The following is a 26,753-nucleotide window of genomic DNA, read 5'->3' as shown; positions in this document are numbered from 1 at the left end:
CCGCCGGGCCCTTCCTCGTCGGTACGGATGTGATCGGTTCGGATCGATTCGTCAGGCAGGGCTCTACAGGTACGGGCCGCCCGAACGGCCGCCCGCGCGCGGGTCGTCGGGGCCCTCCGGGCCGCCCACCCCCGGCGGCAGGGCACGGCGCATCTGCTCCAGCTGAGCCCGCGCGGCCATCTGCTGGGCGAACAGCGTGGTCTGGATGCCGTGGAAAAGGCCCTCCAGCCAGCCCACCAACTGGGCCTGCGCGATCCGCAGTTCCGCGTCGCTCGGGGTCGACCCCTCGGTGAACGGCAGGGAGAGCCGCTCCAGCTCCTCGACCAGCTCCGGCGCCAGGCCGTCCTCCAGCTCCTTCACCGAGCTCGAGTGGATCTCCTTGAGACGGACACGGCTGGCCTCGTCGAGGGGAGCCGCACGCACCTCCTCCAGCAGCTGCTTGATCATGCTGCCGATCCGCATGACCTTCGCCGGCTGCTCGACCTGCTCGGTCACGGGGATCTCACGGGAGTCGTCGTCCGCGTCGATGCCACCGAGAGCCATGCCGTCCTGGCCTACGACCAGGATCTTCTGGGCGTTCTCCGGCGACCGTTCGTTCCTCGGCATCTCCATGCCGCCATTCTCTCGCACCCGTACACCTCATCACCGTGGCGCCCCCCGCGAAGGGTGATCCACCGTTTTCCCGTTCAGCGCAGTCCGGAATGCGACGCCCGGTCCGTCATGTGAGGCTTGTGGCCTCATTTCGTGACGACTGAACACCGGGAGGGGGTCACGGGCGTGACTCCATGGCGGCGGGGGCTGTGCGGGGTGGGAATGGGGACGGGGTTGCTGGTGGCCGTGCTCCCGTACGGGGGTGTGCGGGCGGACGCGGCGGCACCGGCGTACGGCTCCGGGACGGCGTACGAGAGCAGGGCGGCGGACGGGAGCACGTCGGCGGACGGGAGCCGGCCGGCCTCCGGCCGTGGCTCGACGCACGGTCCCGGAGGGACGCACGGTCCCGGAGAGACGCACGGTCCCGGAGAGACGCACGGTCCTGGTCCGGCGCGCGGGACCGGTCCGGCGTACGGGCGTCCCGTCTCGACGCCCTCGCAGGGTGCCGGACACGACCGCGTCCCGCCGACAACCGTTCTGCCGTCGTCCGTGCCCGTGGCGGCGTCCCTGACCGCGTCGCCGTCCGTCTCCGCCTCGGCGTCATCCGGCGGCCCCGACCGGGCCGGAAGCCGGGCCGGGGAGGGACGGGCACGCCCCGGCCGCACCAAGGAGGCGGCGGAGACGGAACCCGAGGCCGTCGACGAGGCCACGGACGCCGGTGACCGGGAGGGCTACGACGAGGAGCCGGCCGAGACGGCGGCCGAGGAGACGACCGCCCCGGAGGAGGCTCCGCACGAGGCCCGGCTCGTCCCCTCCCCGTCACCGCGGGCCGTGCAGCAGGCCGAAGCCGCCGAGGAGCGGCCCGTCGGACGAATGCTGCGGATCCTGCCCCTCGGCAGCGGTCTGGTCCTCATCGGCATGGGCCTCGGCCTCGCCTTCCTCGGCCTGCGGCTGCGCCGCGACTAGGGCCTTTCGTTCGGGTCGGGCCGGGTTCCGGCCCGACCCGAACGAAAGACCCTGGGGCCGGTCATGCCAATTCAGCGGGCGACCAGCAGGACCTTGCCGACGTGCCCGCTGTCCTCAACGACCCGGTGCGCCGCGGCGGCGTCGCTCATCGGGAGTTCGCGGTCCACGACGGGACGGACCTGGCCGGCGGCGAGCAGCGGCCAGACGTGCTCGCGTACGGCCGTGACGATCGACGCCTTCTCGCCGAGGGGGCGGGCCCGCAGCGAGGTCGCGCTGATCGTGGCGCGCTTGCCGAGGAGCGCACCGATGTTCAGCTCGCCCTTGGCCCCGCCCTGCATGCCGATGATCGCCAGCCGGCCGTTGACGGCGAGGCTCTGGACGTTGCGGTCCAGGTACTTGGCGCCCATGTTGTCGAGGATGACGTCGGCGCCGACGCCGTCGGTGGCCTTCCCGATCTCGGCGACGAAGTCCTGCTCGCGGTAGTTGATCAGGATGTCCGCGCCCAGCGCGGCGCACCGCTCCAGCTTCTCCGCGCTGCCCGCGGTGACGGCGACCGTGGCGCCGACGGCCTTGGCCAGCTGGATCGCCATCGTGCCGATGCCACTGGAGCCGCCGTGCACCAGCAGCGTCTCTCCGGGACGGAGGTGGGAGATCATGAAGACGTTCGACCAGACCGTGCAGGCCACCTCGGGCAGCGCCGCGGCCCGCACGAGGTCGACCCCCCCGGGCACCGGCAGCAGTTGCCCGGCCGGTACGGCGACCTTCTCGGCGTATCCGCCACCCGCGAGCAGAGCGCACACCTCGTCGCCGACGGCCCAGCCGGAGACGCCGGGACCGAGCGCGGCGATCCGGCCGGAGCACTCCAGGCCGGGGTAGGGCGAGGCCCCCGGCGGCGGGTTGTAGAAGCCCTGCCGCTGGAGGACGTCGGCACGGTTGACGGCACTGGCCGCCACCTCGACCAGGACCTCGCCCTCGCCGGGTACGGGGTCGGGGACCTCGTCCCACACCAGCGCCTCGGGACCACCAGGTTCGGGAATCGTGATCGCATGCATGAGAGCGACGCTACCCCGCGGTGGCCGGTCGCAGCCGTCCCGCCCGCCGGGCCGGACCGTGGCAAAAACCCTGTGCGCGACCGATGAATTCGCGCGACGGTAAAGGTCTCCCCATGCAGCACCCACCTGCGCGGAAGGACACCCCACCATGAGCCAGCACACCGTCGGCCTGGCGATCGAGACCGCGGGCCTGGTGAAGACGTTCGGCGAGACCAGGGCGGTGGACGGCGTGGACCTCGCCGTCCCCGCAGGCACCGTCTACGGCGTCCTCGGCCCCAACGGCGCGGGCAAGACCACCACCGTGAAGATGCTCGCCACCCTGCTGCGGCCCGACGGCGGCCAGGCCCACGTCTTCGGCCGCGACGTCGTCCGCGAGGCCGACGCGGTGCGCGGCCTGGTCAGCCTCACCGGGCAGTACGCGTCCGTGGACGAGGACCTCACCGGCGCCGAGAACCTGGTGCTGCTGGCCCGGCTCCTCGGGCACGCCAAGAAGGCCGCGCGTGAGCGGTCCGCGCAGCTGCTGGAGGCCTTCGGGCTCACCGACGCGGCCTCGAAGCAGGTCAAGCACTACTCGGGCGGCATGCGCCGCCGTATCGACATCGCCGCGTCCATCCTCAGCACGCCCGACCTGCTCTTCCTCGACGAGCCGACGACCGGGCCCGACCCGCGCAGCCGCAACCAGGTGTGGGACATCGTGCGAGCGGTGGTCGCGCAGGGCACCACCGTGCTGCTGACCACGCAGTACCTGGACGAGGCCGACCAGCTGGCGTCCCGCATCGCCGTCATCGACCGCGGCAAGGTGATCGCCGAGGGCACGAAGGGCGAGCTGAAGGCGTCCGTGGGCGCCGGGTCCGTCCATCTGCGGCTGCGGGACGCCGCGCAGCGTCAGCGGGCCGCTGAGGTACTGAGCAGGGTGCTGGACGCACGGGTGCAGCACGACCCCGACCCGGTGGCCCTGACGGCCCGGCTGGCCGCGACGGCCGTCGACACGGCCGCCGAGCAGGCCGCCCGGGCGCTGGGCGAGCTGGCCAGGAGCGGTGTCACCGTCGACAACTTCTCGCTGGGCCAGCCCAGCCTGGACGAGGTCTTCCTCGCCCTCACCGGACACGACACCCAGGCGGACGACGCCGTGAGCAACGAGGTGGCCGCATGAGCACCGCGACGACGAACGAGACCCGGGACCTCGCGCCGGTCCGCGCCGACTCCCTGGCGGCACTGCTGGTCGCCAAGGAACGCCCGCGGCGGCCGAGCGCCTGGTCGGCCTCCCTCACCTTCGGCTGGCGGGCCGTCCTCAAGATCAAACACGTGCCGGAGCAGCTGTTCGACGTCACGGCGTTCCCGATCATGATGGTGCTGATGTACACGTACCTCTTCGGAGGCGCTCTGGCCGGGTCACCCGAGGAGTACATCCAGTTCCTGCTGCCCGGCATCCTCGTGATGTCGGTCGTGATGATCACCATGTACACGGGCGTATCAGTGAACACGGACATCGAGAAGGGCGTCTTCGACCGGTTCCGCTCGCTGCCGATCTGGCGGCCGTCGACGATGGTCGGCTACCTCCTCGGCGACGCCCTGCGCTACGCCATCGCGTCCGTGGTGATGCTCACCGTCGGCATGATCCTCGGCTACCGGGCGGACGGCGGGGTTCTCGGGGTCCTCGCCGGCGTCGCCCTGCTGATCGTCTTCTCGTTCGCGTTCTCGTGGATCTGGACCATGTTCGGGCTGCTGCTGCGTACCGAGAAGTCGGTGATGGGCGTCAGCATGATGGTGATCTTCCCGCTGACCTTCCTGTCCAACGTGTTCGTCGACCCGAGGACCATGCCGGGCTGGCTCCAGGCGTTCGTGAACAACAGCCCGGTCACCCATCTCGCGTCCGCGGTGCGCGGGCTGATGGCCGGCGACCGGCCGGCCGCCGAAATCGCCTGGTCCCTGGGCTGGGCGGGAATGTTCGTGCTGGTCTTCGGGCCCGTGACGATGCGCCTCTACAACCGCAAGTAGCGGTTGTCCCTACGACCCCGGCTTGCGGTTGCGCCTCTCCACCGCAGGTCGGGGTGTGCGGTCCGGTCAGAAGCGCAGGGCCTTCGGCGCCTCCGGCGGCACACGCACGATGGTGACGAGACGGTCCGTCAACTCCAGCACCCCGACGGACGGATCGTCGTAGGCCAGCACCCGGTGACCACGCACGACGCTCACCACCAGGTCGTCCGTCTGGCGCGGGGTGCGCCCCGCCTCGGCCTTGGTGACCGGCCGTTCGACGAGGTCGAGGCCACTGCCCTGGTGGATGAGGTCCTCCATCACCCGGCCCGCCGCGGGACTGAGCACGGACAGGCCGAGAAGCCGCCCGGCCGCTCCCGCACTGGTGATGACCTCGTCGGCGCCGGACTGCTTCAGCAGCGGCGCGTTCTCCTCCTCGCGCACCGCGGCCACGATCTTCGCCCGCGGATTGAGCTGGCGGGCCGTCAGGGCCACGAGCACGGCCGTGTCGTCGCGTTCCGTCGCGATGATGATCCGCCCGGCCCGCTGCACCTCCGCCCGCCGCAGGACGTCACTGCGGGTGCCGTCACCGACCACACCCTCGTAACCCTCGGCTGTCGCCGCCTCGATCATCCTGGCACCGGGATCGATCACGACGACCTGCTCCTTCCGCAGCCCCGCCGTACAGGCGGTCCGGATCGCGGACCGGCCTTTCGTGCCGAATCCGACGACGACAGTGTGGTCGCGCAAGGGGGACCTCCGGGTTGCTGGGCGAAAGCTGGGTACGCAAACGGGTGTCGCGTGCGATGGGTACGACACCGCCGTGAACCATGGTGCCCACCGATCGGATCACCACCACAGGGGGCCACGCGATGCGAGACCATGAACGACAGCCGGCCGGGCCGGGACGGCTCTCTCTCTTCCGGTCCCTGTGGTACCGCTCGCGCGCCGAAGCACGGGACGACGCCGAGGCGGGCCGCTCCATCACGATGCCGCTGCAGAGCTCCCTCCCTCCGCTCCAGCAGGTGCTGCGGCGCCTCGCCCTCGGCCTGCTGGTGCTGATGGTCACCACACTGATCGTCTACCTCGACCGCGGCGGCTACAACGACAACTCCGACGGCTCCGTCGACTTCCTCGACGCCGCCTACTACGCCACCGTCACCCTCTCCACCACCGGCTACGGCGACATCACCCCCGTCAGCGACTCGGCCCGGCTCGTCAACATCCTCGTCATCACGCCGCTGCGCGTGCTGTTCCTGATCATCCTGGTCGGCACGACCCTCGAAGTCCTCACCGAGCGCACCCGTCAGCAGGTCCGCATCCACCGCTGGCGCAGCCGCACCCATCAGCATGTCGTGGTCGTCGGTTACGGGACCAAGGGCCGGCACGCGGTGAAGACGCTCGTCGGACAGGGCGTCCCCAAGGAGCAGATCGTCGTGGTGGACGCCCAGAGCAAGGCCGCGCACGCAGCCGGGGACGACGGGCTGGTGTCGGTGCTGGGGGACGCCACCCGTTCGGAGACGCTGCTCAAGGCCGAGGTCTCCCACGCCTCCCGGGTGATCGTGGCCCCGCAGCGCGACGACACCGCCGCCCTGGTCACGCTCACCGCCCGCCAACTGAACAGGCGCGCCACGATCGTCGTCGCCGCCAGGGAGGACGAGAACGTGCCGCTGCTCAAGCAGAGCGGCGCGGACACCGTGGTCACCAGCTCCAGCTCCGCCGGCCGGTTGCTGGGCGTCTCCATGGTCAGCCCGACCGTGGCCAGAACCCTGGAGGACCTCATGACTCTGGGCAGCGGCCTGGATCTCACCGAGCGCCCCGTCACCCGGCAGGAGGCGGGCAAGTCGCCGCGCGCCTCCACGGACCTGGTGGTGGCGGTCGTCCGCGGCAAGGACCTGCTGGACTTCGCCGACCCCCGCCTCACGCAGCTTCAGGCGGGGGACCGGGTGATCACGGTGAGCCGGGCGAAGGTGGTCGAACAGTCGTGAGCCGGGCGCCGCGCTTCCGACGGCACACTCTTCCGCAGTGATGTTTCACGTGAAACAGCGCTACAGGCCCCATCCAGGTGTTTCACGTGAAACAACCAGATGAATCGACCTCTTCGCCTGTTTCACGTGAAACAGGCATCGACCCCGGCGGTCGCCCACGGAAGATCAAGCAGTTCCGTCTCCTGGCCGGCCCCCGCACCGCCGGGCGGCACGACGGCGAGCGCGTCGGCGGCCGCGATGCCCCGCAGCATCGCCGGGCCGTTGTAGTGCAGCGGCACAGCGTGATCACCTCGCAGGACGACCGGGACGAGCCGGGTGTCCCGCGGGTGACCGTGCGCCGCTTCCCGCAGGGGCAACGTGTACGGCTCCGGGGCGGGGCGGCCGGCGAGGGTGCGCAGCAGGGGCTCGGCGAGCGTGAGGAGCCCGGAGACGGCCGCGAGGGGATTGCCCGGCAGGCCGACGAGGTGCCGGTCCTCCGCGATCCTGGCCAGCAGCATCGGATGCCCGGGACGCACCTCGACCCCGTCGACCAGCAGTTCGGCGTCGATGCGGCGCAGAGTGGGGTGAACATGGTCGACGGGCCCCGCGGCCGTCCCGCCGGTGGTGACGATGAGATCGGCCGTGGACGTGGTGAGGGCCTGGTGCAGGGCCTCGGCGTCGTCGCCGAGCCTGCGCAGCGCCACCACCTCGGCGCCCATCGCCCGCAGCCACGGCGGAAGCATCGGTCCGAGCGCGTCTCGGATGAGTCCGTCGTGCGGGCGGCCCTCGGTGAGGAGTTCATCGCCCAGGACGAGCACCTCGACACGGGGGCGGGGGACCGCGGCAAGCGTGTCGTATCCGGCGGCCGCGGCGAGCCCGAGCACGGCCGGGGTCACCACCGCTCCGACGGGGAGCAACTGATCACCGCTGCGGCACTCCTGGCCACGTGGACGGATGTCCTGCCCGTGCTGGAGGTCCCGGTCGGGGTGCAGCCGGCCCTTCTCGTCGGTGCGGCCGTGCTCGCTGCGCAGCACCGCGGTCGTGTCCGAGGGGATCCGGGCGCCGGTGGCGATCCGGACGGCCTCGCCGTCGACGAGACGTGCGGGTCCGGCCCCTCCGGCCAGAACACCCTGGTCGCGTACGGCCCAGGGACCCGGCCCGGCGACCGCCCAGCCGTCCATCGCGGAGGTGTCGAAGGAGGGCAGGTCGGTGAGGGCGGTGAGGGGAGCGGCCAGGACGAGGCCGAGGGCGTCTTCGAGAGCCACGGAGACGGGTGTACTGCGGGCGGCGCGGGAACGGGCGGCACGACCGGCGCGGGCACGGGCGTCGGCCCAGGGGGTGGCGACGGCTTTCCCGTGGCGTGTTTCGCGGGCGGGGGCGGTGCCGGCGTGCGAGCCATGGCCCTCGCCGTGCGTGACCGCCGGGGCGGGTGTGGCGCCGGTGGCCGGACGGGCGGGTCGGTTGCCGTGCTTCACGAGGGCGAGCACCTCCTCGACGTCGAGATCCTCTTCGGCGTCCTCACCGTCGCGGATGCCGGGGGCGGTCATCCGGCGTCCGGGCGGGTGTCGGGCGTGACGTCGGGGGCAGCGGGGGCGGCGGCGGGCTGTCCCGGGGCGGACCCGGCACCGGGAGCGGACCCGTCCGTCCCACCGGTCCCACCCGTCCCGTCGGCTCCGTCGGTCTCGCCGGCCTCTTCCGCCCAGCGGATCGCCAGGGCGGTGGCCTTGCGGGTCGCCTCGGCGACGGCTTCCGGGCCTCCCCCGGCCCGCCCGGCGACGTAGCCCACCAGGAAGGTGGTCAGGGGAGCCGCCGGCCGTGCCACTCCGTGGGCGGCGTCGCGGGCGAGGTCGAGGAGAGCACCGGTGTCGACCTCGAGATCGATGCCCAGTTCGTTCTTGACTGCGGAAATCCATTCGTCCAACACGTGGCCATGCTCCCTGATGCGTGCTCTGGCGGCGGCGATGTCGTCCCAGGTGTCGCAGTCGAAGGACGCGACGGGGTCGGGGACGCGGGTGAGGTCGAGACCGGCGGTCAGCCGGTGCAGGGGCAGCCCCGTGAGGCCGCCGTGCTCCTCGCCGAGCGCCGACAGTTCGCGGCGCAGGGCGGACGTGCGGTAGGCGGCGACGAGCGGCTGGTCGCGCCCGTCGGCGTCGGTGAGCAGCGCGCCCTCGGCGCCCTGCGAGCCCTCTGTGTTCAGGGCTGCCAGCAGCCGCCGGACGGTGTCGGCCGCGAGGAACGGCAGGTCGGCGGAGAGGACGACGACGGAGTCCGCGGTGGCGTGGCGCAGCCCGGCGCCGAGTGCCGCCACCGGTCCCGCGCCGGGCGGATCCTCGCGTGCCCAGCGCACGGGCCGGACGGTCGGCCGCGGGTCCGCGACGACGACCGTGGTCTCCGCGTCGGCGCAGGCGTCGAGCACCCGGTCGAGCAGGGCGCGTCCGCCCACCCGCACACCGGGCTTGTCGGCGCCGCCGAGCCGGCGGGCGCCGCCGCCGGCGAGCACGACGGCGTCGTGGACGACGGCATGGCGGACGAGGGGGACGCCGACGCCCTGCCCGAAAGGCACGGCGGCGTCCTGGTCGGGGCGGTCGCCGGAGGTGACCGCCCGCGGCTCGTTCGGAGTCACCCCCCGAGTATGCGGGGCACTCCGATCACACGGAACGGCGGAGTGCCCACACGGTCACAGGGTGCGCAGCAGCACCGCCGGCTGTTCCACGCAGTCCGCCACATGGCGCAGGAAGCCGCCCGCCGTGCCGCCGTCGCACACCCGGTGGTCGAAGGTGAGCGAGAGCTGGACGACCTGACGCACGGCCAGTTCGCCCTCGTGCACCCAGGGCTTGGGGACGATGCGGCCGACGCCGAGCATGGCGGCCTCGGGGTGGTTGATGATCGGCGTGGAGCCGTCGACGCCGAAGACGCCGTAGTTGTTCAGCGTGAACGTGCCGCCGGTCAGATCGGCCGGTGTGAGGGTGCCGGTGCGGGCCGCCTCGGTGAGCCGGGCGAACTCCGCGCCGAGGCCCTCGGTGTCGCGGGCGTGCGCGTCGCGGACGACGGGCACCACGAGACCCCGCTCGGTCTGGGCGGCGAAGCCGAGGTGGACGTGGTCCAGGCGGACGACCTCCCTGGCTTCCTGGTCGACGGTGGAGTTGAGCTCCGGGAAGCGGGCCAGGGCCGCGGTGCAGATCCGGGCCAGGAGCGCCAGGAGGGAGATCTTCGGTCCTCCGGCCGCGTTCATCGCCGTACGGGCACGCATCAGCTCGGTCGCGTCCGCGTCGACCCAGCAGGTCGCGTCGGGAATCTCGCGTCGGCTGCGGGAGAGCTTGTCGGCCACGGCTCCGCGAACGCCCTTGAGCGGGATGCGGGTGCCGGCCGTGGCCGTGGTGGGGACGGGGGTGACGACCGCCGCCGGTGGGGCCACGCGCGGGTGCGGCTCGGGAGCCGCCGTCGTGGTCCGGCCCTGCGCGGCCGCGGCCCGCAGCGCGTACTCCACGTCGGCCCGCAGGATCAGGCCGTCGGGACCGGAACCGGTCAGCTCCCTCAGGTCGATGCCGTTCTCACGGGCCAGCCTGCGCACGAGGGGGGAGATCACCGCCACGGGGCCGTCCGCCGTCTCGGCGGTCCGTGCTCCTCCGTTCACCGAGGCCACCGCCGGCGCCACGGGCACGGGGGCGGGGGCGGGGGCGGGGGCCGGCCGGTCCGGCCGCACCCTGCGGCGGCGCGCGGGCGCCTCGGAGGTGCCGTACCCCACGAGGACGTTGCCCGAGCCCTGGCCGCCCGCGGCGGCCGGCGTGCCCTGGGTGACCGGGGCGTCCGGGGCGTCCGTCGAGCCGCCGGCGGCCGGTGCGCCCACGGCGACCGTGATCAGGGGGGCGCCGACGGGCAGTTCCGTACCCTCCTCGCCGAAGCGGGCGGTGACCACACCGCCGTAGGGGCAGGGCACCTCGACCATGGCCTTGGCCGTCTCGACCTCGACGACCGGCTGGTCGACGGCGACGACGTCACCGACCTCGACCAGCCAGCGGACGATCTCCGCCTCGGTGAGTCCCTCCCCGAGGTCGGGGAGCTTGAACTCCAGCACTTGTGCCATCAGCTCTCGGCCTCCCACTGCAGACGCGCCACGGCGTCCAGGATGCGGTCGACGCCGGGCAGGTGGTGGCGCTCCAGCATCGGCGGCGGGTAGGGGATGTCGAACCCGGCGACGCGCAGCACCGGCGCTTCCAGGTGGTGGAAGCAGCGCTCCGTGACGCGGGCCGCGATCTCCCCGCCCGGGCCTCCGAAGGAGCCCGATTCATGGACGACGACCGCCCGTCCGGTCCGCCGCACCGAGGCGGTGACCGTCTCGTCGTCGAACGGCACCAGGGAGCGCAGGTCGACGACTTCGAGGTCCCAGCCCTCGGCCCGGGCCGCCTCGGCGGCTTCGAGGCACACGGGCACCGACGGCCCGTACGTGATGAGTGTGGCGCTCCGGCCCGAGCGCCGCACCACCGCGCGGCCGATGGGTTCAACGGCTGCCGGCTCCTCCGGGTTCCAGGAGTCCTTCGACCAGTACAGGCGCTTGGGCTCGAGGACGACGACCGGATCGTCGGAGGCGATGGCGGCACGCAGCAGACCGTAGGCGTCGGCGACCGTGGCGGGCGTGACGACGTGCAGCCCGGGGGTGGCCATGTAGTAGGCCTCGGAGGAGTCGCTGTGGTGCTCGACGCCGCCGATGCCGCCGCCGTAGGGGACGCGGATCGTGACGGGCAGCGGCATGCGGCCGCGGGTGCGGTTGCGCATGCGGGCGACATGGCTGACGAGCTGCTCGAACGCCGGGTAGGCGAAGGCGTCGAACTGCATCTCCACGACCGGGCGCAGGCCGTACATGGCCATGCCGACCGCAGTGCCGAGGATGCCGGCCTCGGCCAGTGGGGTGTCCGTGCAACGGTCCTCGCCGAACTCCGCGGCGAGTCCGTCGGTGACCCGGAAGACGCCGCCGAGGGTGCCCACGTCCTCACCGAGGACGTGCACGGACGGGTCGGCGGCCATCGCGTCGCGCAGGGCGCGCGTGAGGGCCTGCGCCATGGTGGCGGGCTTGACGGCGACGGTGGTCATCAGTGCGTCCCTCCCTGCTCCGCCTCGATCTCGGCCTGCAGCAGGGCGCGCTGTTCACGAAGTTGCATGGTGGGCTCGGCGTACACATGGGCGAAGAGGTCCATGGGGTCGAGCGGGGCGTCCTGGTTCATGCGGGCGCGCAGGTCGGCGGCCATGGTCTCGGCGGCGTCCCGGGCCGCCTGCCTCGTCTCCTCGTCGAGCAGACCGCGCGCGGTCAGCTCGTGCTCCAGCAGGTCGATCGGGTCGTGCCCGCGCCAGGTCTCGACCTCGGCGTCGCCGCGGTAGCGGGTCGCGTCGTCGGCGTTGGTGTGGGCGTCCACACGGTAGGTGATCGCCTCGACGAGCGTGGGACCGCCGCCCGCGCGCGCGTGCCGTACGGCGTCGGCGAGCACCTCGTGCACGGCGGCCGCGTCGTTGCCGTCGACCAGCCGGCCGGGCATGCCGTATCCGACGGCCTTGTGGGCCAGCGAGGGCGCGGCGGTCTGCTTGGCGAGCGGGACGGAGATCGCGAATCCGTTGTTCTGGACGAGGAAGACGACCGGCGCCCGCCAGACGGCGGCGAAGTTCAGCGCCTCGTGGAAGTCGCCCTCGCTGGTGCCGCCGTCACCGACCATGGCGAGCGCCACCACGTCGTCGCCCTTGAGGCGGGCGGCGTGCGCGAGGCCCACGGCGTGCGGGAGCTGTGTGGCGAGCGGGGTGCTCAGGGGGGCCACACGGTGCTCGTACGGGTCGTAGCCGGTGTGCCAGTCGCCGCGCAGCAGCGTGAGGGCCTCCACCGGGTCCACGCCGCGGGCGACGACCGCGAGGGTGTCGCGGTAGCTGGGGAAGAGCCAGTCCTGCTCCTGGAGGACGAGGGCGGCGGCGACCTCGCAGGCCTCCTGGCCGGTGCTGGAGGGGTAGACGGCGAGGCGGCCCTGCTTGGTCAGGGCGGTGGCCTGCGCGTTGTACCGACGGCCGCGCACCAGCTGGGCGTGGAGCCTGCGCAGCAGCTCCGGGTCGGCCTGCGCGGCCGCCTCGGTGCCGAGGACGCGGTACGGCTCCGCGTCGGGCAGCAGCGGCGCGGGGTCGGTGCGGGGCTGCCAGGCGGGCGGCGGTGTCGGCCGGTATCCGCCCCGCTGCTCCATGACCGTCATGACGGCACCTCCTCGTGGGAGTGGCTACGGGGGACGGGTCGGCTGTGACCCGCCTCACCTACCGATTGTTCGGTCGTCGGCACATTTTGGCTACAGGGCCCCTCAGGCTGTGGACAAACGGTTCTTCACAACCTGGGATGGGTGCAGGACGTCCACGGCGAAGAGGCGGGGGGACATGACAGCTGAACAAATGGCCGAGAGCCCGGACGGCAGCTCACCGCCGCGCGCGGAGACCACGGCCCCGCCGCGCACGGAAGCCAAGGCCCCGCCCCGGCCGCTCGACGCCATCGACCAGGACATCCTCCAGATGCTCCAGGCGGACGGCCGCGCCTCGATACGGTCGGTCGCCGAGCGGGTCCACGTGTCGCGCGCCAACGCCTACGCACGCATCAACCGGCTCGTCGAGGACGGCGTGATCCGCGGCTTCGGCGCGCGCGTGGACCATGAGCGCGCCGGCCACGGAACGTCCGCCTACGTCACGCTGAAGATCGTCCAGAACTCCTGGCGCACGGTCCGCGAGCAGCTCAGACGGCTGCCCGGCGCCTCCCACATCGCCCTGGTGGGCGGCGATTTCGACGTCCTGCTGCTGGTGCACACACCCGACAACAGGGCACTGCGCGAACTGGTGCTCACCCGCCTCCAGGCGATCCCGGAGGTGCTCAGCACGCGCACGCTGCTGGTGTTCGAGGAGGAGGACCTGGAGCCGCAGGGGTGACCTCAGGCCCGCAGCAGCCCTGAGAACACCAGCCGGACGACCGCGTCGCCCACCTCGCGCTCGCCCATGCCCCGCCCGTCCGGGCGGTACCACTCGACGATCGAGTTGATCATGCCGAAGACCAGCCTGGTCGCGAGCCGCACCTCCACGTCGCCGCGTACGTCCCCGTCGGCGGCGGCCGCCTTCAGCAGCGCGGCCACCCGGTGGTCGAAGTCGCGCCGCCGCTCCAGCGCCCACCGCTCGGTACCGGTGTTGCCGCGTACCCGCAGCAGCAGCGTCACGTAGGGCAGTTCGGAGATGAGCACCTCGACCATGCGCCGCACCACGTACTCCAGGCGCTCCACGGCACGTCCCACGCGCGCGTGCTCCTCGTCGAGGATCGCGAAGAGGCCGTCCAGCGCCCGGCTCACCGCCCGCCGCAGCAGTTCCTCCTTGCCGCTGACGTGGTGGTAGATCGACGACTTGGAGATGCCGGCCGCCTTGGAGAGGTGCTCCATGGAGGTGCCGTCGTAGCCGCGCTCGATGAAGACCTGCACGGCGACCGACAGCAGGGTCTCCGGGGTGTACGTGTCGCGCTTGGCCGTGGTCATGAGGTGCCCTCCCGCTTGTCGGCGGAGTGTCCGTGGCGGTAGAGCGCCAGAGAGGGCGCGTAGCGGCCGGAGGGCTCGCGCAGGTGCAGCTCCTCCAGGAGGTCGTGGGCCCAGACCCGGCCGAGCCTGCGGCTCCACTCGAAGGGACCGAGCGGGTAGTTGACGCCCAGGCGCATCGCGGTGTCGACGTCCTCCTCGGTGGCCACGCCCTTGGCGACGGCGTCGTGGGCGAGGTCGACGATCCGCGCGACCGTACGGGCGACGATCATGCCGGGGACGTCGCCGATGACGCTGACGTCCTTGCCGAGCGCCTGGAAGAGGCCGATGGCCTCGGAGAGCGTCTGCTGGGGGGTGTCCTGGGAGGCGGACACGGCGATGCGGGTCGCCTTGCGGTAGTCCAGGGCGAGGTCGAAGTAGACGACGTCCCGGAACTCCACCGAGGTCTGGCCGTCGGCGAGGGCGAGCTGGCCGCCGCTCGGCAGCACCAGTCGGGTGCCGCCGTCCTCGTCCTCCTCGCGGACCTGGATGCCCGCCTCGCGGATCATCGCGAGCAGCTCCGAGGCGGGCCCCAGGTCGCCCTCGGCGACCACGTACGCGGGCGGCCGGCGCTTCTCCGCGGTGTGCGGCTCGGCCCGCTCGGCGCCGTCGCGGTGGTCGAACCAGCCCTGCCCGGTCTTGCGGCCCAGGCGGCCGGACTCGACCAGGCGGCGCTGGGACAGCGAGGGGGCGAAGCGCACGTCCTGGAAGAAGGACTGCCACACGGAGTGCGTGACGGACTCGTTGACGTCCTGGCCGATCAGGTCGGTGAGTTCGAACGCCCCCATCCGGAAGCCGCCGGACTCGCGCAGGACCGCGTCGATGGTGGCCGGGTCGGCGCCCTGCGCCTCGTGGACCGCGAAGGCCTCGGCGTAGAAGGGCCGGGCGATGCGGTTGACGATGAAACCCGGGGTGTCGGCGCAGGCGACGGGCGTCTTGCCCCAGGCACGGGCGGTCTCGTACGCGCGCGTGGCCGACGAGACGTCGGTGGCGAACCCCGAGACGACCTCGACCAGCGGCAGCAGCGGCGCCGGGTTGAAGAAGTGCAGACCGACGAGACGGCCCGGGTTGCGCAGGGCGCCCCCGATGGCCGTCACCGACAGGGAGGAGGTGTTCGTGGCGAGCAGACAGTCCTCGCCGACCACGTCCTCCAGGCCACGCATCAGCTCCTGCTTGACGTCCAGCCGCTCCAGGACGGCCTCCACGACCAGCGCGCAGTCCGCGAGTGCGGCGAGGCTGTCCACGGGTGTGAGGCGGGCGCGGGCGGCGTCCCGCTCGACGGCGGTGAGCCGGTCCTTCTCGACGAGCCGGTCTAGACGGGCACCGATCGTGGCGGCCGCTTCTCCCGCGCGCCCGGCGACGGCGTCGTACAGCCGCACCGGGTGGCCCGCGGTCAGCGCGACCTGGGCGATGCCCTGGCCCATGGTGCCGGTGCCGACGACGGCCACGGGGCTGCTGAGGTCGAGTGCTGTCATGTGCGCGATCCTCCCGCACGGGGTTTTCCACAGATGCGGCGGACCCCCTTGTCCCGACCGATCGTTCGGTTACTCTAACCCTGACTGCCCGTTCCTGTCCCTGTTTCCGCCCAGGTCCAGAGCTCGACGAAGAGTTCTCCAGACGAGGAGTTGGTCCCGCATGGCCGCCGAACTCACCGCTCACGCCTTGATCGCCAAGCACCGGCCCACCCTCGACCAGGCCCTGGAAGCGATCCGCACCCGCGCGTACTGGTCCCCGCACCCCGAGCACCCCAAGGCCTACGGCGCCGACGGCAGCCTGGACGCGGCGGCGGGCAAGGCGGCCTTCGACGGCGTCCTGGGCACCCGCCTCGACCTCGGCCAGCCCGGCACCGACGGCTGGGTGGGCGGCGAGGTCTCGCCGTACGGCATCGAGCTGGGCGTCGAGTATCCGCACGCGGACATCGACGAGCTGCTGCCCGCCATGAAGGCCGGTCAGCGCGCCTGGCGGGACGCGGGCGCGGAGATGCGCGCGGTGGTCTGCCTGGAGATCCTCAAGCGCGTCAGCGACCGGACCCACGAGTTCGCGCACGCGGTGATGCACACCTCCGGCCAGGCCTTCATGATGGCGTTCCAGGCGGGCGGCCCGCACGCGCAGGACCGCGGCCTGGAGGCGGTGGCGTACGCGTACGTGGAGCAGGTCCGCACACCCGACACGGCGGAGTGGACCAAACCGCAGGGCAAGCGCGACCCGCTGGCCCTGACCAAGCAGTTCACGCCGGTGCCGCGCGGGATCGCCCTGGTGATCGGCTGCAACACCTTCCCGACGTGGAACGGCTACCCGGGCCTGTTCGCCTCCCTCGCCACCGGCAACGCGGTCCTGGTGAAGCCCCACCCGCGCGCGGTGCTGCCGCTCGCGCTGACCGTGGCCGTCGCGCGCGAGGTGCTCGCGGAGGCGGGCTTCGACCCGAACCTGGTGGCGCTCGCCGCCGAGCGGCCCGGCGAGGGCATCGCCAAGACCCTGGCCACCCGCCCCGAGATCAGGATCGTCGACTACACCGGCTCGACCGCCTTCGGCGACTGGCTGGAGGCCAACGCCCGCCAGGCGCAGGTCTACACCGAGAAGGCCGGCGTCAACACGGTGCTCGTGGAGTCGGCCGCCGACTACAAGGGCATGCTGTCCAACCTGGCGTTCTCGCTGTCCCTGTACAGCGGCCAGATGTGCACCACCCCGCAGAACCTGCTGATCCCCCGCGACGGCATCCGTACCGACGAGGGGCCCAAGACCTACGACGAGGTCGTCGCCGATCTGGCCCGCGCGGTCGACGGCCTCCTCGGCGACGACGCGCGCGCGAACGCCCTGCTGGGCGCGATCGTCAACCCGGACGTGAAGACCCGACTGGAGGCCGCGGCCGGTCTCGGCGAAGTCGCCCTGGCCTCCCGCGAGGTGAGCAACCCCGAGTTCCCGGACGCCGTCGTGCGCACTCCCGTGATCGTCAAGCTCGACGGGGCCAAGCCCGACGACGAGGCGGCCTACATGAGCGAGTGCTTCGGACCGGTCTCCTTCGCCGTCGCGGTCGACTCGGCGGCGGACGCCGTGGAACTGCTGCGGCGCACGGTCCGCGAGAAGGGCGCGATGACGGTCGGCGCGTACACGACCGACGAGGAGGTGGAGCGGGCCGTCCAGGAGGTCTGCCTCGAGGAGGCGGCACAGCTCTCGCTCAACCTCACCGGCGGGGTGTACGTCAACCAGACGGCCGCCTTCTCCGACTTCCACGGCTCGGGCGGCAACCCGGCGGCCAACGCCGCGCTCACCGACGGCGCGTTCGTGGCGAACCGCTTCCGCGTGGTCGAGGTCCGCCGGGAGGCCTGAGGACCCGCGCGGGGCCTACGCGCGCGTGGCGCCCCCGGTCGCGCTCCAGTGGTACAGCGTCATGGCCACACTGGTCGCGAGGTTGTAGCTGGAGACCTGGGGGCGCATCGGCAGGGCCAGCAGATGGTCGGCCCGCGCGCGCAGCGCCCCGGACAGCCCGCTGCGCTCCGAACCGAAGGCGAGGACGGCGTCGTCCGGGAGCTTCACGCCCCGGATGTCCTCCCCTTCCGGGTCGAGCGCGAACACCGGTCCGGCCGGCAGCTCGTCGGCGGTCAGCCGCTCCACGGCGGTCGCGAAGTGCAGCCCGGCGCCGCCGCGCACCACGGTCGGGTGCCAGGGGTCGAGCGTGCCGGTGGTGACCACGCCGGTCGCCCCGAAACCGGCGGCCAGGCGGATCACGGCACCCGCGTTGCCGAGGTTGCGCGGATCGTCGAGGACCACGACGGGCGCCGGACGGGGCGTGCGGGACAGCACCCGCAGATTGGCCTCGCGGGAGGGCCGTACCGCCAGGGCGGCCACGGCGGTGGGGTGCGGCCTCGGCACCAGCGAGGCGTAGACCGCCTGCGGCACCTCCGTCAGGAGTGCCTCCAGTGCCGCCCTCACGTCGGGGGCGAGATCGTCGGCGAGGGCGAGCGCCGCCCGCCGGTCCACGGCGACCGCCACCGGCACGTCGGCCCCGAAGCGCACGGCGTGCTTCACGGCGTGGAAGCCGTCGAGCAGCACACAGCCGTCGGCGAGCCGGCGCCACCGGCCGAGCGGATCGGGATCGGTCATGCCGAGAAGCCTACGCGGCTGGGCTCGGCGTCCTCGGGCTCGTGCGCTCCCCGCGGCGCGGGCACCGCGGCACCGCGCCGCGGCAGCAACGCCTCCCACACGCGCGCGGCCCAGCCGCCCAGCCTCCGCAGGAACGACGTCGGCAGGAAGACCGCGTCCGTCGCGATCATCGCCAGGGAGAAGAACGGCAGCCCGAGGAGCACCGCGATCGCGGTGTGCTCGGCGATCATGGCGACGAGCAGGACGTTCTTCACCCGCCGGTTGAACAGGGTGAACGGGAAGGCGACCTGCACGACGACCGTCCCGTACGTCACGAGCATCACCATGGTGCCGCTGGACGACAGCAGGTCGCCGAGCGCCGGCCAGGGGGAGAAGTAGTCCAGGTGCAGCGGGTAGTAGGCGGCGGTGCCGTCCTGCCAGCGCGAGCCCTGGATCTTGTACCAGCCGGCCGTCGCGTAGATCAGACAGGCCTCCGCCATGATCACCAGCAGGGCGCCGTTGTGCAGGACGTCGGTGATCACGTCGAGCAGGATCCGGGGCTGCGCGGACGTCGCGAGGCGCCCGACGGCCCACCGCACGCCCAGCGCGGCCCACACCGTCCACAGGATCACCGGCACGGTCCAGTCGCCGTCGAGCCGGCCGCCCGCGGTCACCGCGACCAGCACCACGCCGAACACGCTCCACAGGGCGGGCCCGACCCGGTCGGTGACGCGCTCCCCACGCGCGCGTGCCTCGGCCGCGCGCCGCTCCCGCCGTGCGTCCAGCGACCAGACCCGGCCGCAGCGCAGGAGGACCAGGTACATCGACATCAGGTGCAGCACGTTGTCGCCGCCGTCACCCACGAAGACGCTGCGGTTCTGCAGCGAGAGCACGCCCACCATGAACAGCACCGACATGGTGCGGGTGCGCCAGCCCAGCAGCAACAGCAGGCTCGACAGGACCGACAGCGCGTACACCGCCTCGAACCAGCCCCGGCCGTCCGACCACATCAGGGCCGTGAAGGCGCCGTTGTCGTCGATCAGCCGCCGGGCCAGCTCCCAGCTCCACGGGCCGTCGGGACCGTACAGCTCCGCACGGTGGGGAAGCTCGCGCAGCAGGAACAACAGCCAGGTCAGGCTGAACCCGATGCGGACGACGGCGCTCTGGTACGGCCCGAGCGCCGACCCGGTGACGCGCGCGATCACGGCGGACACCGACAGGGAGAACCGGTTCACCGCGCGTCTCCCTCGGTGTCACCGGCGGCCAGTGGCCACCAGGGCAGCACCCGGTAGACCGGCTTCGACGAGACCTTGTCGGTGCTCCAGGAGGGCGCCGGCACGTTGGTGGTGCGGGAGCGGACCTGGACGCGTTCTATGGTGCCGCCCCGGCCGGCCGCCTCACCGCGTTCCAGCCGCAGCACGACGATGTTGCGCAGGTAGGTCTCGGCGAGCGTGCCGCGCGGCCCGGCCGAACGGTTGTCGGAGTCGTGCGAGCCGACGTAGAAGTCCCAGGCGCGGCGCAGCTCGTTCTGCTGGGTGTGGCTCGGCACCAGGTTGCCGTCGATGGCCCGGCCGTCCTGGGCGGACAGGTCGAACCAGCCGGTGGTGCGTGCCGTGCCGTCGGCGGTGCGGACGTCGGCACGGACCTGGACGGCGATGTTCTGCTGGAGCGGGTTGGGCGCGAAGAGCTTCCAGTTCTGTTCGAACTCCGGGTAGACGTATTCGTCGATCGCCTTGCCGTGTGCCTTGGTGACCGTGTTGGACGGCGCGACATGGAGGAACACCATGCCGACGTGGACACAGACGGCGACCGCGACGACGGCGAGCGCCAGAGCGGCGACGACCTGGTAGCGCGGGGAGAGAGCGGCAACGCCGCCCCGTGGCTCGGCCCCGGCCTCGGGCCCGTCCTGCACGGCCCCGAGGCGGACGCCGGGCAGGTCGTCCCGGGCTGCCTCGATCCGGGCGCCGGGCAGGTCGTCCCGCAGCTGCTGCTCCGCCGGCGCCTCCGGCCCCCGCGGCGCCTCGGCCTCCCGCGGGGGGCCGGCGCCTCCGTCGTACGCGTTCATTCCGCCCCGTTCCCCGATTCCGGTCCGTCTTCCGCCTGCTCGCCGGGCCACGGCGACCCGTCGTACCCGCCGGTGCGTCCACGTCGACCCGCTCTCGCGCACCGCGTGCGCGAGCACGGGTCGGGACGGCCTTCGCACGGCCGTCGCACAGTCGTCGCACGGAACGGTACTCAGCCCGCCCCGCCCCGCGCAGCCCTCCCCCCGAGCGGGGCCGGCCCGGCAGGCGGCCGCGAGGCCCCGCCGCCGACGGGCCGCCCGGGTTTTCCCCAGGGAGGCCCGCAGGTTGTCCACAGCGGTTGACACCTTACGACGGCCGTCTCACCATGGAATCGCACGGACCGAACGATCGGTCGGGAGACGGCTCGCAGAGAGCCCTAGGTCGAGGGGGACCGCATGGCGACAGCAGCCGCGCACCAGACGGCCCGCACACGGCGGTACGGCGGCCGGGAAACGGTCGACGGCGAGCAGGACGCCTGGGAGCGCGCCTTCGACGCCACGGTGGCCGCCGACGAACGCATCGAGCCGCGCGACTGGATGCCCGACGCCTACCGCGCGACGCTGGTCCGCCAGATCGCCCAGCACGCACACTCCGAGATCATCGGCATGCAGCCGGAAGCCAACTGGATCACGCGTGCGCCCTCCCTGCGCCGCAAGGCCATCCTCATGGCGAAGGTCCAGGACGAGGCGGGCCACGGCCTGTACCTCTACAGTGCGGCCGAAACGCTCGGCACGAGCCGCGAGGAACTGCTGGACAAGCTGCACACCGGCCGCCAGAAGTACTCCTCGATCTTCAACTACCCCACCCTGACCTGGGCCGATGTCGGCGCGATCGGCTGGCTGGTGGACGGCGCCGCGATCACCAACCAGGTCCCCCTGTGCCGCTGCTCCTACGGTCCGTACGCACGCGCGATGATCCGCGTCTGCAAGGAGGAGTCCTTCCACCAGCGCCAGGGATACGAACTGCTGCTGGCCCTCAGCCGCGGCACCCCCGAACAGCACGCGATGGCCCAGGACGCGGTGGACCGCTGGTGGTGGCCCTCACTGATGATGTTCGGCCCGCCCGACGACGAGTCCGCGCACTCCGCCCAGTCGATGGCCTGGAAGATCAAGCGGCACTCCAACGACGAACTGCGCCAGCGCTTCGTCGACATCTGCGTCCCGCAGGCCGAGTCCCTGGGCCTCACCCTCCCCGACCCGGACCTGAAGTGGAACGAGGAGCGCGGCCACCACGACTTCGGCCCGATCGACTGGACGGAGTTCAAGGAGGTCCTCAAGGGCAACGGCCCGTGCAACGAGCAGCGGCTCACCCAGCGCACCCGGGCGCACGAAGAGGGCGCCTGGGTCCGGGAGGCCGCCGCGGCCCACGCGGCCAAGCACAGCCGAGAAGACGACGAGAGCCGCGAGAACCGTGGGACGGGAGCGAAGCAGCCATGACGAACACCGACTGGCCCCTGTGGGAGGTCTTCGTGCGCTCCCGCCGCGGCCTCTCCCACACCCACGCGGGCAGCCTGCACGCGCCGGACGCGGAGTTCGCCCTGCGCAACGCCCGTGACCTGTACACCCGGCGCGGCGAGGGCGTCTCGCTCTGGGTCGTGCCGTCCGCCGCGATCACCGCCTCCTCGCCGGACGAGAAGGACCCGTTCTTCGACCCGGCCGCCGACAAGGCGTACCGGCACCCGACGTTCTACGAGATCCCGGAGGGGGTGAAGCACCTGTGACCACGACCGCGCGCACGGACACCGCCGCTCTCGCCCTCGGCGACGACGCCCTGGTGCTCTCCCACCGTCTGGGGGAGTGGATGGGCCACGCGCCCGTCCTGGAGGAGGAGGTCGCTCTCGCCAACATCGCCCTCGACCTGCTGGGCCAGGCCCGCATCCTGCTGTCGATGGCCGGCGACGAGGACGAACTGGCCTACCTCCGCGAGGAACGCGCCTTCCGCAACCTCCAGTTGGTGGAGCAGCCCAACGGCGACTTCGCCCACACCATCGCCCGCCAGCTGTACTTCTCCACCTACCAGCACCTGCTCTACGACCGGCTGGCCGCCGGAGACGGACCGTTCGCGGGACTCGCGGCCAAGGCCGTCAAGGAGGTCGCCTACCACCGCGACCACGCCGAGCAGTGGACCCTGCGCCTCGGCGACGGCACCGAGGTCAGCCACGCGCGGATGCGACGGGCCTGCGACGCCCTGTGGCGGTTCACCGGCGAGATGTTCCAGCCGGTGGACGGCGTCGACACCGACCCGGCCGGCCTGGAGACCGTCTGGCTGGAGTCGGTCGGAGCCGTGCTGCGCCGGGCCGGACTGGAGATGCCCCAGGGACCGCGGACCGGAGCATGGCGCGCGGGCGCGGGCCGTCAGGGCCTGCACACGGAGTCCTTCGGACGGATGCTCGCCGAGATGCAGCACCTGCACCGCAGCCACCCGGGGGCGTCATGGTGACCCTCACCCCCCTGGAGGCGGAACTCCTCGCGGTCGCCGGTTCGGTGCCCGACCCCGAGCTGCCCGTGCTCACCCTCCAGGAGCTGGGCGTCCTGCGCGCGGTCCATGTGCGCGACACGGACGCCGTCGAGGTCGAACTGACCCCGACCTACACCGGCTGCCCTGCCGTGGAGGCCATGTCCACGGACATCGAGCGGGCACTGCGCGACCACGGCATGCGCGAGGTCACCGTGCGCACGGTGCTCACCCCAGCCTGGTCGACGGACGACATCTCCGCCGAAGGCCGCCGCAAACTGCGGGAGTTCGGCATCGCGCCGCCGCGCGCCCGGCGCACGGCCGGACCGGTCGGCGTCACCCTCGGACCGACCCGCACCGCCGAGCAGGACCCGGTCCGCTGCCCCCACTGCGGCTCTGCCGACACCGAACTGCTCAGCCGTTTCTCCTCCACCGCCTGCAAGGCGCTGCGGCGCTGTCTGGCCTGCCGTGAACCCTTCGACCACTTCAAGGAGTTGTGATGGCCCGCTTCCACCCGCTCCCCGTGGCCGCGGTGGACCGGCTCACCGACGACTCCGTGGCCCTGACCTTCACCGTCCCCGCCGCACTGCGCGAGGAGTACCGGCACATGCCGGGCCAGCACCTCGCCCTGCGGCGCAGGGCCGACGGGACCGAGATCCGGCGGACGTACTCGATCTGCTCGCCCGCGCCGGAGCCCGGCGCAAAGGGCCCGCGCACCCTGCGGGTGGGCGTGCGGCTGGTCGAGGGCGGCGCCTTCTCGACCTACGCGCTCAAGGAGATCAACATCGGGGACGAGCTCGAGGTGATGACACCGGCGGGCCGGTTCACCCTCGATCCCGCACCCGGTCTGTATGCGGCGGTCGTGGGCGGCAGCGGCATCACCCCGGTGCTGTCGATCGTCTCCACCCTGCTGGCGCGCGAACCCGAGGCCCGGTTCTGCCTGATACGCAGCGACCGTACGGCAGCGTCGACGATGTTCCTGGAGGAGGTCGCCGACCTCAAGGACCGGTATCCGCAGCGGCTGCACCTGGTCACCGTGCTCTCCCGGGAGGAACAGCAGGCCGGGTTGCCGTCCGGGCGGCTGGACCGGGAGCGGCTGACCGGGCTGCTGCCGGCGCTGCTGCCCGTGGCGGACGTGGCGGGCTGGTTCCTGTGCGGGCCGTTCGGCCTGGTGCAGGGCGCGGAGCAGGCCCTGCGAGAGCTCGGCGTCGCCCGCGCCCGCATCCACGAGGAGATCTTCCACGTGGACGTCACAGCTCCCGCCTCCACCACCCCCGCCCCGGCGCGCAGCACGGTCACCGCCCGGCTCGACGGCCGCGGCGGCAGCTGGGCCGTGGCGGACGGCGAGTCGGTCCTGGAGACGGTGCTGCGCAACCGGCCAGACGCGCCCTACGCCTGCAAGGGCGGGGTGTGCGGAACCTGCCGGGCCTTCCTCGTCGCCGGCGAGGTGCGCATGGACCGCAACTTCGCGCTGGAGCCGGAGGAGACCGAGGCCGGCTATGTACTGGCGTGCCAGTCGCATCCCCTGACCGAGGCGGTGGAGGTGGACTTCGACCGATGAGCGGGGAAGGAGAAGGCGACCGGCCGGTGCACGGCGCCCGGCCACTCCCGTTCCCTTCCCCGGAACCTGTTCCAGCTCGACGGACCGTCAGATCGGCTGACCCGTCGGGAGACCGGCCCGCGGACTTCGGCTTCGCCGAGGAGCAGCAGGCGGCGTCCGAGGCCGCGCGAGGCGTCTTCGCCGACATCGGCTGTCCGCTGCACCGCCACCGCACGTGGGTCCAACACCCGGAGCTGTCCCTGGGGCCCGCGGCGGCACACGAGGAGGCCCTGGGCGACCTGCCGGCCGCCCACACCTCGGCTGAACCCCCACCCGCCCGCAGCCACACGGACCCGCAGGTCCAGCGCAGGCGGCTGCGGGACTACAGGACGAAGCCGGGCTGCCCGTCTTCGGTGACGACCGGGCGGCCCACGGCCGACCAGTGCTGCATGCCGCCGTCCACGTTCACCGCGTCGATGCCCTGCTGCGCGAGGTACATGGTGACCTGGGCGGAGCGGCCACCGGAGCGGCAGATCACATGGACCCGCCCGTCCTGCGGAGCCGCCTCGGTCAGCTCGCCGTAACGCGCGACGAACTCGCTGATGGGAATGTGCAGTGCCCCTTCGGCATGGCCCGCCTTCCACTCGTCGTCCTCCCGGACGTCCAGCAGGAAGTCGCCGTCCTTGAGGTCCTCGACCCCGACCGTGGGCACACCAGCTCCGAAACTCATGGCCCCGACGCTACCGGACGCCCCGCACCCCCCGGACGGCCCCGCCGCGAGTCCGATGTCCCGCCGCAGGGCTCCGCCCCGGGACCGCGCCGCACACCCGGCTGCCGAGCCCTGCCACCGACCGGCACAGGGCCCCGCCGCCGAACGACAGACCGGAGCGGCGGCCCGGAGGACAACCCCAGACTGGCAACCCCAGCCCGGCAGCCCCAGACCGGCAGAACCGGACCGGCAGAACCGGACCGGCAGCCCCGCCGCCGAACGACAGACCGGAGCGGCGGCCCGGAGGACAACCCCAGACTGGCAACCCCAGCCCGGCAACCCCAGCCCGGCAGCCCCAGACCGGCAGAACCGGACCGGCAGAACCGGACCGGCAGCCCCGCCGCCGAACGACAGAGCCCGCTGCGGACCCGGACCGCCACCCCGAACCGGAAGCCCTTCGCCCCTCGTCCCTCAGCCCCTCAGCTCAGCCAGCTCGGTCTCCCGCTTCGCCACCTCGGCCAGGAGCTGCTCGGCGATCTCCTCCAGAAGCCGGTCGGGGTCGTCCGGCGCCATCCGGAGCATCGCGCCGATCGCACCCTCCTCCAGCTCCCGGGCCACCAGCGCCAGCATCTCCTTGCGCTCGGCGAGCCACTCCAGCCGGGCGTACAGCTCCTCGCTGGGGCTCGGCCGCCGCTCCTCGGGCGCCGGGCCGGCCGCCCACTCCTCGGCGAGCTCCCGCAGCGCGGCCTCGTCGCCCCGGGCGTAGGCGGCGTTGACCCGCGTGATGAACTCCTCGCGCCGGGCCCGCTCCGCATCCTCCTGCGCCAGGTCGGGATGGGCCTTGCGGGCCAGATCCCGGTAGAGCTTGCGGGCCTCGTCGCTGGGCCGCACCCGCTGCGGGGGCCGCACCGACTGGTCCGTGAGCATGGCCTCGGCCTCCGGGAACAGCCCGTTGCCGTCCATCCAGCCGTGGAACAGCTCCTCGACCCCGGGCATCGGCATGACCCGGGCGCGCGCCTCGTCCGCCTTGCGCAGGTCCTCCGGATCACCGGTGCGGGCGGCCGTGGCCTCGGCGATCTGCGCCTCCAGCTCATCGAGCCGGGCGTACATCGGACCGAGTTTCTGGTGGTGGAGCCGCGAGAAGTTCTCGACCTCGACGCGGAAGGTCTCCACCGCGATCTCGAACTCGATCAGCGCCTGCTCAGCGGCCCGCACGGCCTTCTCGAGCCGCTCCTCGGGCCGCGACTGCTCAGCTTCGGGGGTCGTCACCCGACCAGCGTAGGCCACCTCGGAGGGGACCTCCCTCAGTCCCGGTGCTCCGGGCAGTCCGCCGCCACCCACTCCGCCTCCAGATCCCGGCAGACCACGAGGAGTGTGCCGGGACGGCAGGCCAGTTCGTGGATGCAGCCGCCGGGGTGCGGGAGGACCTCGTCGAGCATCACCGCGCCGATGTCGTCGAGAGCGCAGACGTCGAGGACGTCGGCCTGGAAGCGGGAGACACCCGTGTAACGGACGACGAGGTCCTCGTCGTGCTTCCAGCAGTTGTGCCCGAAGCGGATCTCCAGGTCCTCGTCCCCCGTCCGGTGGGCCTCCACCGGCAGGAGATCCTTCACGCACCGCCTGCCCGAGAAGTCGTAGTGATCCGGATCGGTGGCGAACGCCCTTGCCCCGGGGGGCAGTTGCCCGCGCAGCGCCGGCAGCCGCTCCAGGTACGGCCTCGGGTCGAGGACCCCGGAGAGGTCACCGGCCCGGCCGTCCAGCTCTACGTACTTCACCGAACGCCGCTCATTCCGCG

The 26,753-nt window shown here is 72.7% G+C and carries 26 protein-coding genes and 1 pseudogene; 11 read left to right on the top strand and 16 right to left on the bottom strand.

Annotated features, from left to right (window positions below; genetic code table 11):
* Nucleotides 1-63: 63 nt before the first annotated feature.
* Nucleotides 64-612 (bottom strand): bacterial proteasome activator family protein, encoded by a 549-nt coding sequence (locus ACIP5W_RS06640; RefSeq protein WP_363087653.1) that lies wholly within the window; start codon nucleotides 610-612, stop codon nucleotides 64-66.
* A 534-nt stretch (nucleotides 613-1,146) separates the two neighbouring features.
* On the opposite strand from ACIP5W_RS06640, the gene ACIP5W_RS06635 reads away from it, so the two are divergent.
* A complete protein-coding gene (locus ACIP5W_RS06635) occupies nucleotides 1,147-1,557 on the top strand; it encodes a hypothetical protein (RefSeq protein ID WP_401467632.1) in 411 nt (136 codons plus the stop codon).
* A 71-nt stretch (nucleotides 1,558-1,628) separates the two neighbouring features.
* On the opposite strand, the gene ACIP5W_RS06630 is transcribed toward ACIP5W_RS06635, so the two are convergent.
* Nucleotides 1,629-2,609 carry an NAD(P)H-quinone oxidoreductase gene (locus ACIP5W_RS06630; protein WP_401467629.1) on the bottom strand — a complete coding sequence of 327 codons (981 nt, stop codon included), beginning with the start codon at nucleotides 2,607-2,609 and terminating at the stop codon, nucleotides 1,629-1,631.
* Nucleotides 2,610-2,757: 148 nt separating this feature from the next.
* On the opposite strand from ACIP5W_RS06630, the gene ACIP5W_RS06625 reads away from it, so the two are divergent.
* Together ACIP5W_RS06625 and ACIP5W_RS06620 are read left to right on the top strand one after the other, a co-directional pair.
* The gene (locus ACIP5W_RS06625; protein WP_401467626.1) at nucleotides 2,758-3,762 is read left to right on the top strand and encodes an ATP-binding cassette domain-containing protein; all 1,005 of its coding nucleotides are present in this window, start codon (nucleotides 2,758-2,760) and stop codon (nucleotides 3,760-3,762) included.
* Nucleotides 3,759-4,607, top strand: a complete 849-nt coding sequence (locus tag ACIP5W_RS06620; protein WP_401467623.1) for an ABC transporter permease — start codon at nucleotides 3,759-3,761, stop codon at nucleotides 4,605-4,607. Before ACIP5W_RS06625 ends, ACIP5W_RS06620 begins: the two co-directional genes overlap by 4 nt.
* A gap of 66 nt (nucleotides 4,608-4,673) precedes the next feature.
* On the opposite strand, the pseudogene ACIP5W_RS06615 reads toward ACIP5W_RS06620, so the two are convergent.
* Nucleotides 4,674-5,342 (bottom strand): annotated as a pseudogene (locus tag ACIP5W_RS06615) (potassium channel family protein); the annotation flags it as partial.
* A gap of 113 nt (nucleotides 5,343-5,455) precedes the next feature.
* Here ACIP5W_RS06615 and ACIP5W_RS06610 point away from each other — a divergent pair.
* Nucleotides 5,456-6,571: a potassium channel family protein gene (locus ACIP5W_RS06610; protein WP_401467620.1), complete on the top strand. Its 1,116-nt coding sequence runs from the start codon at nucleotides 5,456-5,458 to the stop codon at nucleotides 6,569-6,571.
* A 122-nt stretch (nucleotides 6,572-6,693) separates the two neighbouring features.
* Here the strand turns inward: ACIP5W_RS06610 and ACIP5W_RS06605 are convergent, their stop codons facing one another.
* The 5 genes from ACIP5W_RS06605 to pdhA all read right to left on the bottom strand — a co-directional run bounded on the left by ACIP5W_RS06605 (nucleotide 6,694) and on the right by pdhA (nucleotide 12,771).
* Nucleotides 6,694-8,097 carry a molybdopterin molybdotransferase MoeA gene (locus tag ACIP5W_RS06605; protein WP_401467617.1) on the bottom strand — a complete coding sequence of 468 codons (1,404 nt, stop codon included), beginning with the start codon at nucleotides 8,095-8,097 and terminating at the stop codon, nucleotides 6,694-6,696.
* Complete coding sequence (locus ACIP5W_RS06600) at nucleotides 8,094-9,050, bottom strand: NTP transferase domain-containing protein (protein ID WP_401468014.1); 957 nt, start codon at nucleotides 9,048-9,050, stop codon at nucleotides 8,094-8,096. The genes ACIP5W_RS06605 and ACIP5W_RS06600 overlap by 4 nt, the downstream gene beginning before the upstream one ends.
* Before the next feature lie 177 nt (nucleotides 9,051-9,227).
* Nucleotides 9,228-10,634, bottom strand: coding sequence for a dihydrolipoamide acetyltransferase family protein (locus ACIP5W_RS06595; protein ID WP_401467614.1), 1,407 nt, complete (start codon nucleotides 10,632-10,634; stop codon nucleotides 9,228-9,230).
* Complete coding sequence (locus ACIP5W_RS06590) at nucleotides 10,634-11,638, bottom strand: alpha-ketoacid dehydrogenase subunit beta (protein WP_363087661.1); 1,005 nt, start codon at nucleotides 11,636-11,638, stop codon at nucleotides 10,634-10,636. The genes ACIP5W_RS06595 and ACIP5W_RS06590 overlap by 1 nt, the downstream gene beginning before the upstream one ends.
* The gene (gene pdhA, locus ACIP5W_RS06585; protein WP_401467611.1) at nucleotides 11,638-12,771 is read right to left on the bottom strand and encodes a pyruvate dehydrogenase (acetyl-transferring) E1 component subunit alpha; all 1,134 of its coding nucleotides are present in this window, start codon (nucleotides 12,769-12,771) and stop codon (nucleotides 11,638-11,640) included. The genes ACIP5W_RS06590 and pdhA overlap by 1 nt, the downstream gene beginning before the upstream one ends.
* Before the next feature lie 190 nt (nucleotides 12,772-12,961).
* Here pdhA and ACIP5W_RS06580 point away from each other — a divergent pair, with 190 nt between their 5' ends.
* Nucleotides 12,962-13,486, top strand: a complete 525-nt coding sequence (locus tag ACIP5W_RS06580) for an Lrp/AsnC family transcriptional regulator (RefSeq protein ID WP_401468011.1) — start codon at nucleotides 12,962-12,964, stop codon at nucleotides 13,484-13,486.
* A gap of 2 nt (nucleotides 13,487-13,488) precedes the next feature.
* On the opposite strand, the gene ACIP5W_RS06575 is transcribed toward ACIP5W_RS06580, so the two are convergent.
* Nucleotides 13,489-14,076, bottom strand: coding sequence for a TetR/AcrR family transcriptional regulator (locus ACIP5W_RS06575; RefSeq protein ID WP_401467608.1), 588 nt, complete (start codon nucleotides 14,074-14,076; stop codon nucleotides 13,489-13,491).
* Nucleotides 14,073-15,587: a 3-hydroxyacyl-CoA dehydrogenase gene (locus ACIP5W_RS06570; protein ID WP_401467606.1), complete on the bottom strand. Its 1,515-nt coding sequence runs from the start codon at nucleotides 15,585-15,587 to the stop codon at nucleotides 14,073-14,075. The genes ACIP5W_RS06575 and ACIP5W_RS06570 overlap by 4 nt, the downstream gene beginning before the upstream one ends.
* A 160-nt stretch (nucleotides 15,588-15,747) precedes the next feature.
* On the opposite strand from ACIP5W_RS06570, the gene paaN reads away from it, so the two are divergent.
* A complete protein-coding gene (gene paaN / locus ACIP5W_RS06565; RefSeq protein WP_401467603.1) occupies nucleotides 15,748-17,439 on the top strand; it encodes a phenylacetic acid degradation protein PaaN in 1,692 nt (563 codons plus the stop codon).
* Between the two features lie 15 nt (nucleotides 17,440-17,454).
* Here the strand turns inward: paaN and ACIP5W_RS06560 are convergent, their stop codons facing one another.
* Genes ACIP5W_RS06560 through ACIP5W_RS06550 form a run of 3 tightly spaced genes read right to left on the bottom strand, consistent with a single transcriptional unit; the run spans nucleotide 17,455 to nucleotide 20,257 of the window.
* Nucleotides 17,455-18,213 (bottom strand): TrmH family RNA methyltransferase, encoded by a 759-nt coding sequence (locus ACIP5W_RS06560; protein WP_401467600.1) that lies wholly within the window; start codon nucleotides 18,211-18,213, stop codon nucleotides 17,455-17,457.
* Entirely contained in the window at nucleotides 18,210-19,427 is a 1,218-nt protein-coding gene (locus ACIP5W_RS06555; protein WP_401467597.1) for an HTTM domain-containing protein, read from the bottom strand. The genes ACIP5W_RS06560 and ACIP5W_RS06555 overlap by 4 nt, the downstream gene beginning before the upstream one ends.
* Nucleotides 19,424-20,257: a DUF5819 family protein gene (locus ACIP5W_RS06550; RefSeq protein ID WP_401467594.1), complete on the bottom strand. Its 834-nt coding sequence runs from the start codon at nucleotides 20,255-20,257 to the stop codon at nucleotides 19,424-19,426. Before ACIP5W_RS06550 ends, ACIP5W_RS06555 begins: the two co-directional genes overlap by 4 nt.
* Nucleotides 20,258-20,650: 393 nt before the next feature.
* Between ACIP5W_RS06550 and paaA the strand changes: the two genes are divergently transcribed.
* Genes paaA through ACIP5W_RS06525 form a run of 5 tightly spaced genes read left to right on the top strand, consistent with a single transcriptional unit; the run spans nucleotide 20,651 to nucleotide 24,270 of the window.
* A complete protein-coding gene (gene paaA / locus ACIP5W_RS06545; RefSeq protein ID WP_401467591.1) occupies nucleotides 20,651-21,691 on the top strand; it encodes a 1,2-phenylacetyl-CoA epoxidase subunit PaaA in 1,041 nt (346 codons plus the stop codon).
* Nucleotides 21,688-21,975 carry a 1,2-phenylacetyl-CoA epoxidase subunit PaaB gene (gene paaB / locus ACIP5W_RS06540; protein ID WP_363087670.1) on the top strand — a complete coding sequence of 96 codons (288 nt, stop codon included), beginning with the start codon at nucleotides 21,688-21,690 and terminating at the stop codon, nucleotides 21,973-21,975. The genes paaA and paaB overlap by 4 nt, the downstream gene beginning before the upstream one ends.
* Nucleotides 21,972-22,694 carry a 1,2-phenylacetyl-CoA epoxidase subunit PaaC gene (paaC, locus tag ACIP5W_RS06535; protein WP_401467587.1) on the top strand — a complete coding sequence of 241 codons (723 nt, stop codon included), beginning with the start codon at nucleotides 21,972-21,974 and terminating at the stop codon, nucleotides 22,692-22,694. The genes paaB and paaC overlap by 4 nt, the downstream gene beginning before the upstream one ends.
* On the top strand, nucleotides 22,688-23,209 hold the full coding sequence (paaD, locus tag ACIP5W_RS06530; protein WP_401467584.1) for a 1,2-phenylacetyl-CoA epoxidase subunit PaaD: 522 nt from the start codon (nucleotides 22,688-22,690) through the stop codon (nucleotides 23,207-23,209). Before paaC ends, paaD begins: the two co-directional genes overlap by 7 nt.
* Nucleotides 23,209-24,270, top strand: a complete 1,062-nt coding sequence (locus ACIP5W_RS06525; RefSeq protein ID WP_401467581.1) for a 2Fe-2S iron-sulfur cluster-binding protein — start codon at nucleotides 23,209-23,211, stop codon at nucleotides 24,268-24,270. The genes paaD and ACIP5W_RS06525 overlap by 1 nt, the downstream gene beginning before the upstream one ends.
* Nucleotides 24,271-24,631: 361 nt before the next feature.
* Here ACIP5W_RS06525 and ACIP5W_RS06520 read toward each other — a convergent pair whose 3' ends face one another.
* The 3 genes from ACIP5W_RS06520 to ACIP5W_RS06510 form a co-directional block, all read right to left on the bottom strand.
* Entirely contained in the window at nucleotides 24,632-24,961 is a 330-nt protein-coding gene (locus tag ACIP5W_RS06520) for a rhodanese-like domain-containing protein (RefSeq protein WP_401468008.1), read from the bottom strand.
* 468 nt (nucleotides 24,962-25,429) lie between these two features.
* Nucleotides 25,430-26,227: a J domain-containing protein gene (locus ACIP5W_RS06515; protein WP_401467578.1), complete on the bottom strand. Its 798-nt coding sequence runs from the start codon at nucleotides 26,225-26,227 to the stop codon at nucleotides 25,430-25,432.
* 35 nt (nucleotides 26,228-26,262) lie between these two features.
* Nucleotides 26,263-26,733, bottom strand: coding sequence for a hypothetical protein (locus tag ACIP5W_RS06510; RefSeq protein ID WP_401467575.1), 471 nt, complete (start codon nucleotides 26,731-26,733; stop codon nucleotides 26,263-26,265).
* Between the last annotated feature and the right edge of the window lie 20 nt (nucleotides 26,734-26,753).

The sequence above is a fragment of the Streptomyces sp. NPDC088766 genome (genome assembly GCF_044750845.1).
GTDB lineage: Bacteria > Actinomycetota > Actinomycetes > Streptomycetales > Streptomycetaceae > Streptomyces.
Note: the sequence above shows the minus strand (reverse complement) of the source record. Positions and strands in the feature narration are given on the sequence as shown.

Coding starts and splice junctions, on each gene's coding strand:
- ACIP5W_RS06640 (WP_363087653.1), bottom strand. CDS start 612: ATGGAGATGCCGAGGAACGAACGGTCGCCGGAGAACGCCCAGAAGATC.
- ACIP5W_RS06630 (WP_401467629.1), bottom strand. CDS start 2,609: ATGCATGCGATCACGATTCCCGAACCTGGTGGTCCCGAGGCGCTGGTG.
- ACIP5W_RS06625 (WP_401467626.1), top strand. CDS start 2,758: ATGAGCCAGCACACCGTCGGCCTGGCGATCGAGACCGCGGGCCTGGTG.
- ACIP5W_RS06620 (WP_401467623.1), top strand. CDS start 3,759: ATGAGCACCGCGACGACGAACGAGACCCGGGACCTCGCGCCGGTCCGC.
- ACIP5W_RS06610 (WP_401467620.1), top strand. CDS start 5,456: ATGCGAGACCATGAACGACAGCCGGCCGGGCCGGGACGGCTCTCTCTC.
- ACIP5W_RS06605 (WP_401467617.1), bottom strand. CDS start 8,097: ATGACCGCCCCCGGCATCCGCGACGGTGAGGACGCCGAAGAGGATCTC.
- ACIP5W_RS06595 (WP_401467614.1), bottom strand. CDS start 10,634: ATGGCACAAGTGCTGGAGTTCAAGCTCCCCGACCTCGGGGAGGGACTC.
- ACIP5W_RS06590 (WP_363087661.1), bottom strand. CDS start 11,638: ATGACCACCGTCGCCGTCAAGCCCGCCACCATGGCGCAGGCCCTCACG.
- pdhA (WP_401467611.1), bottom strand. CDS start 12,771: ATGACGGTCATGGAGCAGCGGGGCGGATACCGGCCGACACCGCCGCCC.
- ACIP5W_RS06580 (WP_401468011.1), top strand. CDS start 12,962: ATGGCCGAGAGCCCGGACGGCAGCTCACCGCCGCGCGCGGAGACCACG.
- ACIP5W_RS06575 (WP_401467608.1), bottom strand. CDS start 14,076: ATGACCACGGCCAAGCGCGACACGTACACCCCGGAGACCCTGCTGTCG.
- ACIP5W_RS06570 (WP_401467606.1), bottom strand. CDS start 15,587: ATGACAGCACTCGACCTCAGCAGCCCCGTGGCCGTCGTCGGCACCGGC.
- paaN (WP_401467603.1), top strand. CDS start 15,748: ATGGCCGCCGAACTCACCGCTCACGCCTTGATCGCCAAGCACCGGCCC.
- ACIP5W_RS06560 (WP_401467600.1), bottom strand. CDS start 18,213: ATGACCGATCCCGATCCGCTCGGCCGGTGGCGCCGGCTCGCCGACGGC.
- ACIP5W_RS06550 (WP_401467594.1), bottom strand. CDS start 20,257: ATGAACGCGTACGACGGAGGCGCCGGCCCCCCGCGGGAGGCCGAGGCG.
- paaA (WP_401467591.1), top strand. CDS start 20,651: ATGGCGACAGCAGCCGCGCACCAGACGGCCCGCACACGGCGGTACGGC.
- paaB (WP_363087670.1), top strand. CDS start 21,688: ATGACGAACACCGACTGGCCCCTGTGGGAGGTCTTCGTGCGCTCCCGC.
- paaD (WP_401467584.1), top strand. CDS start 22,688: ATGGTGACCCTCACCCCCCTGGAGGCGGAACTCCTCGCGGTCGCCGGT.
- ACIP5W_RS06525 (WP_401467581.1), top strand. CDS start 23,209: ATGGCCCGCTTCCACCCGCTCCCCGTGGCCGCGGTGGACCGGCTCACC.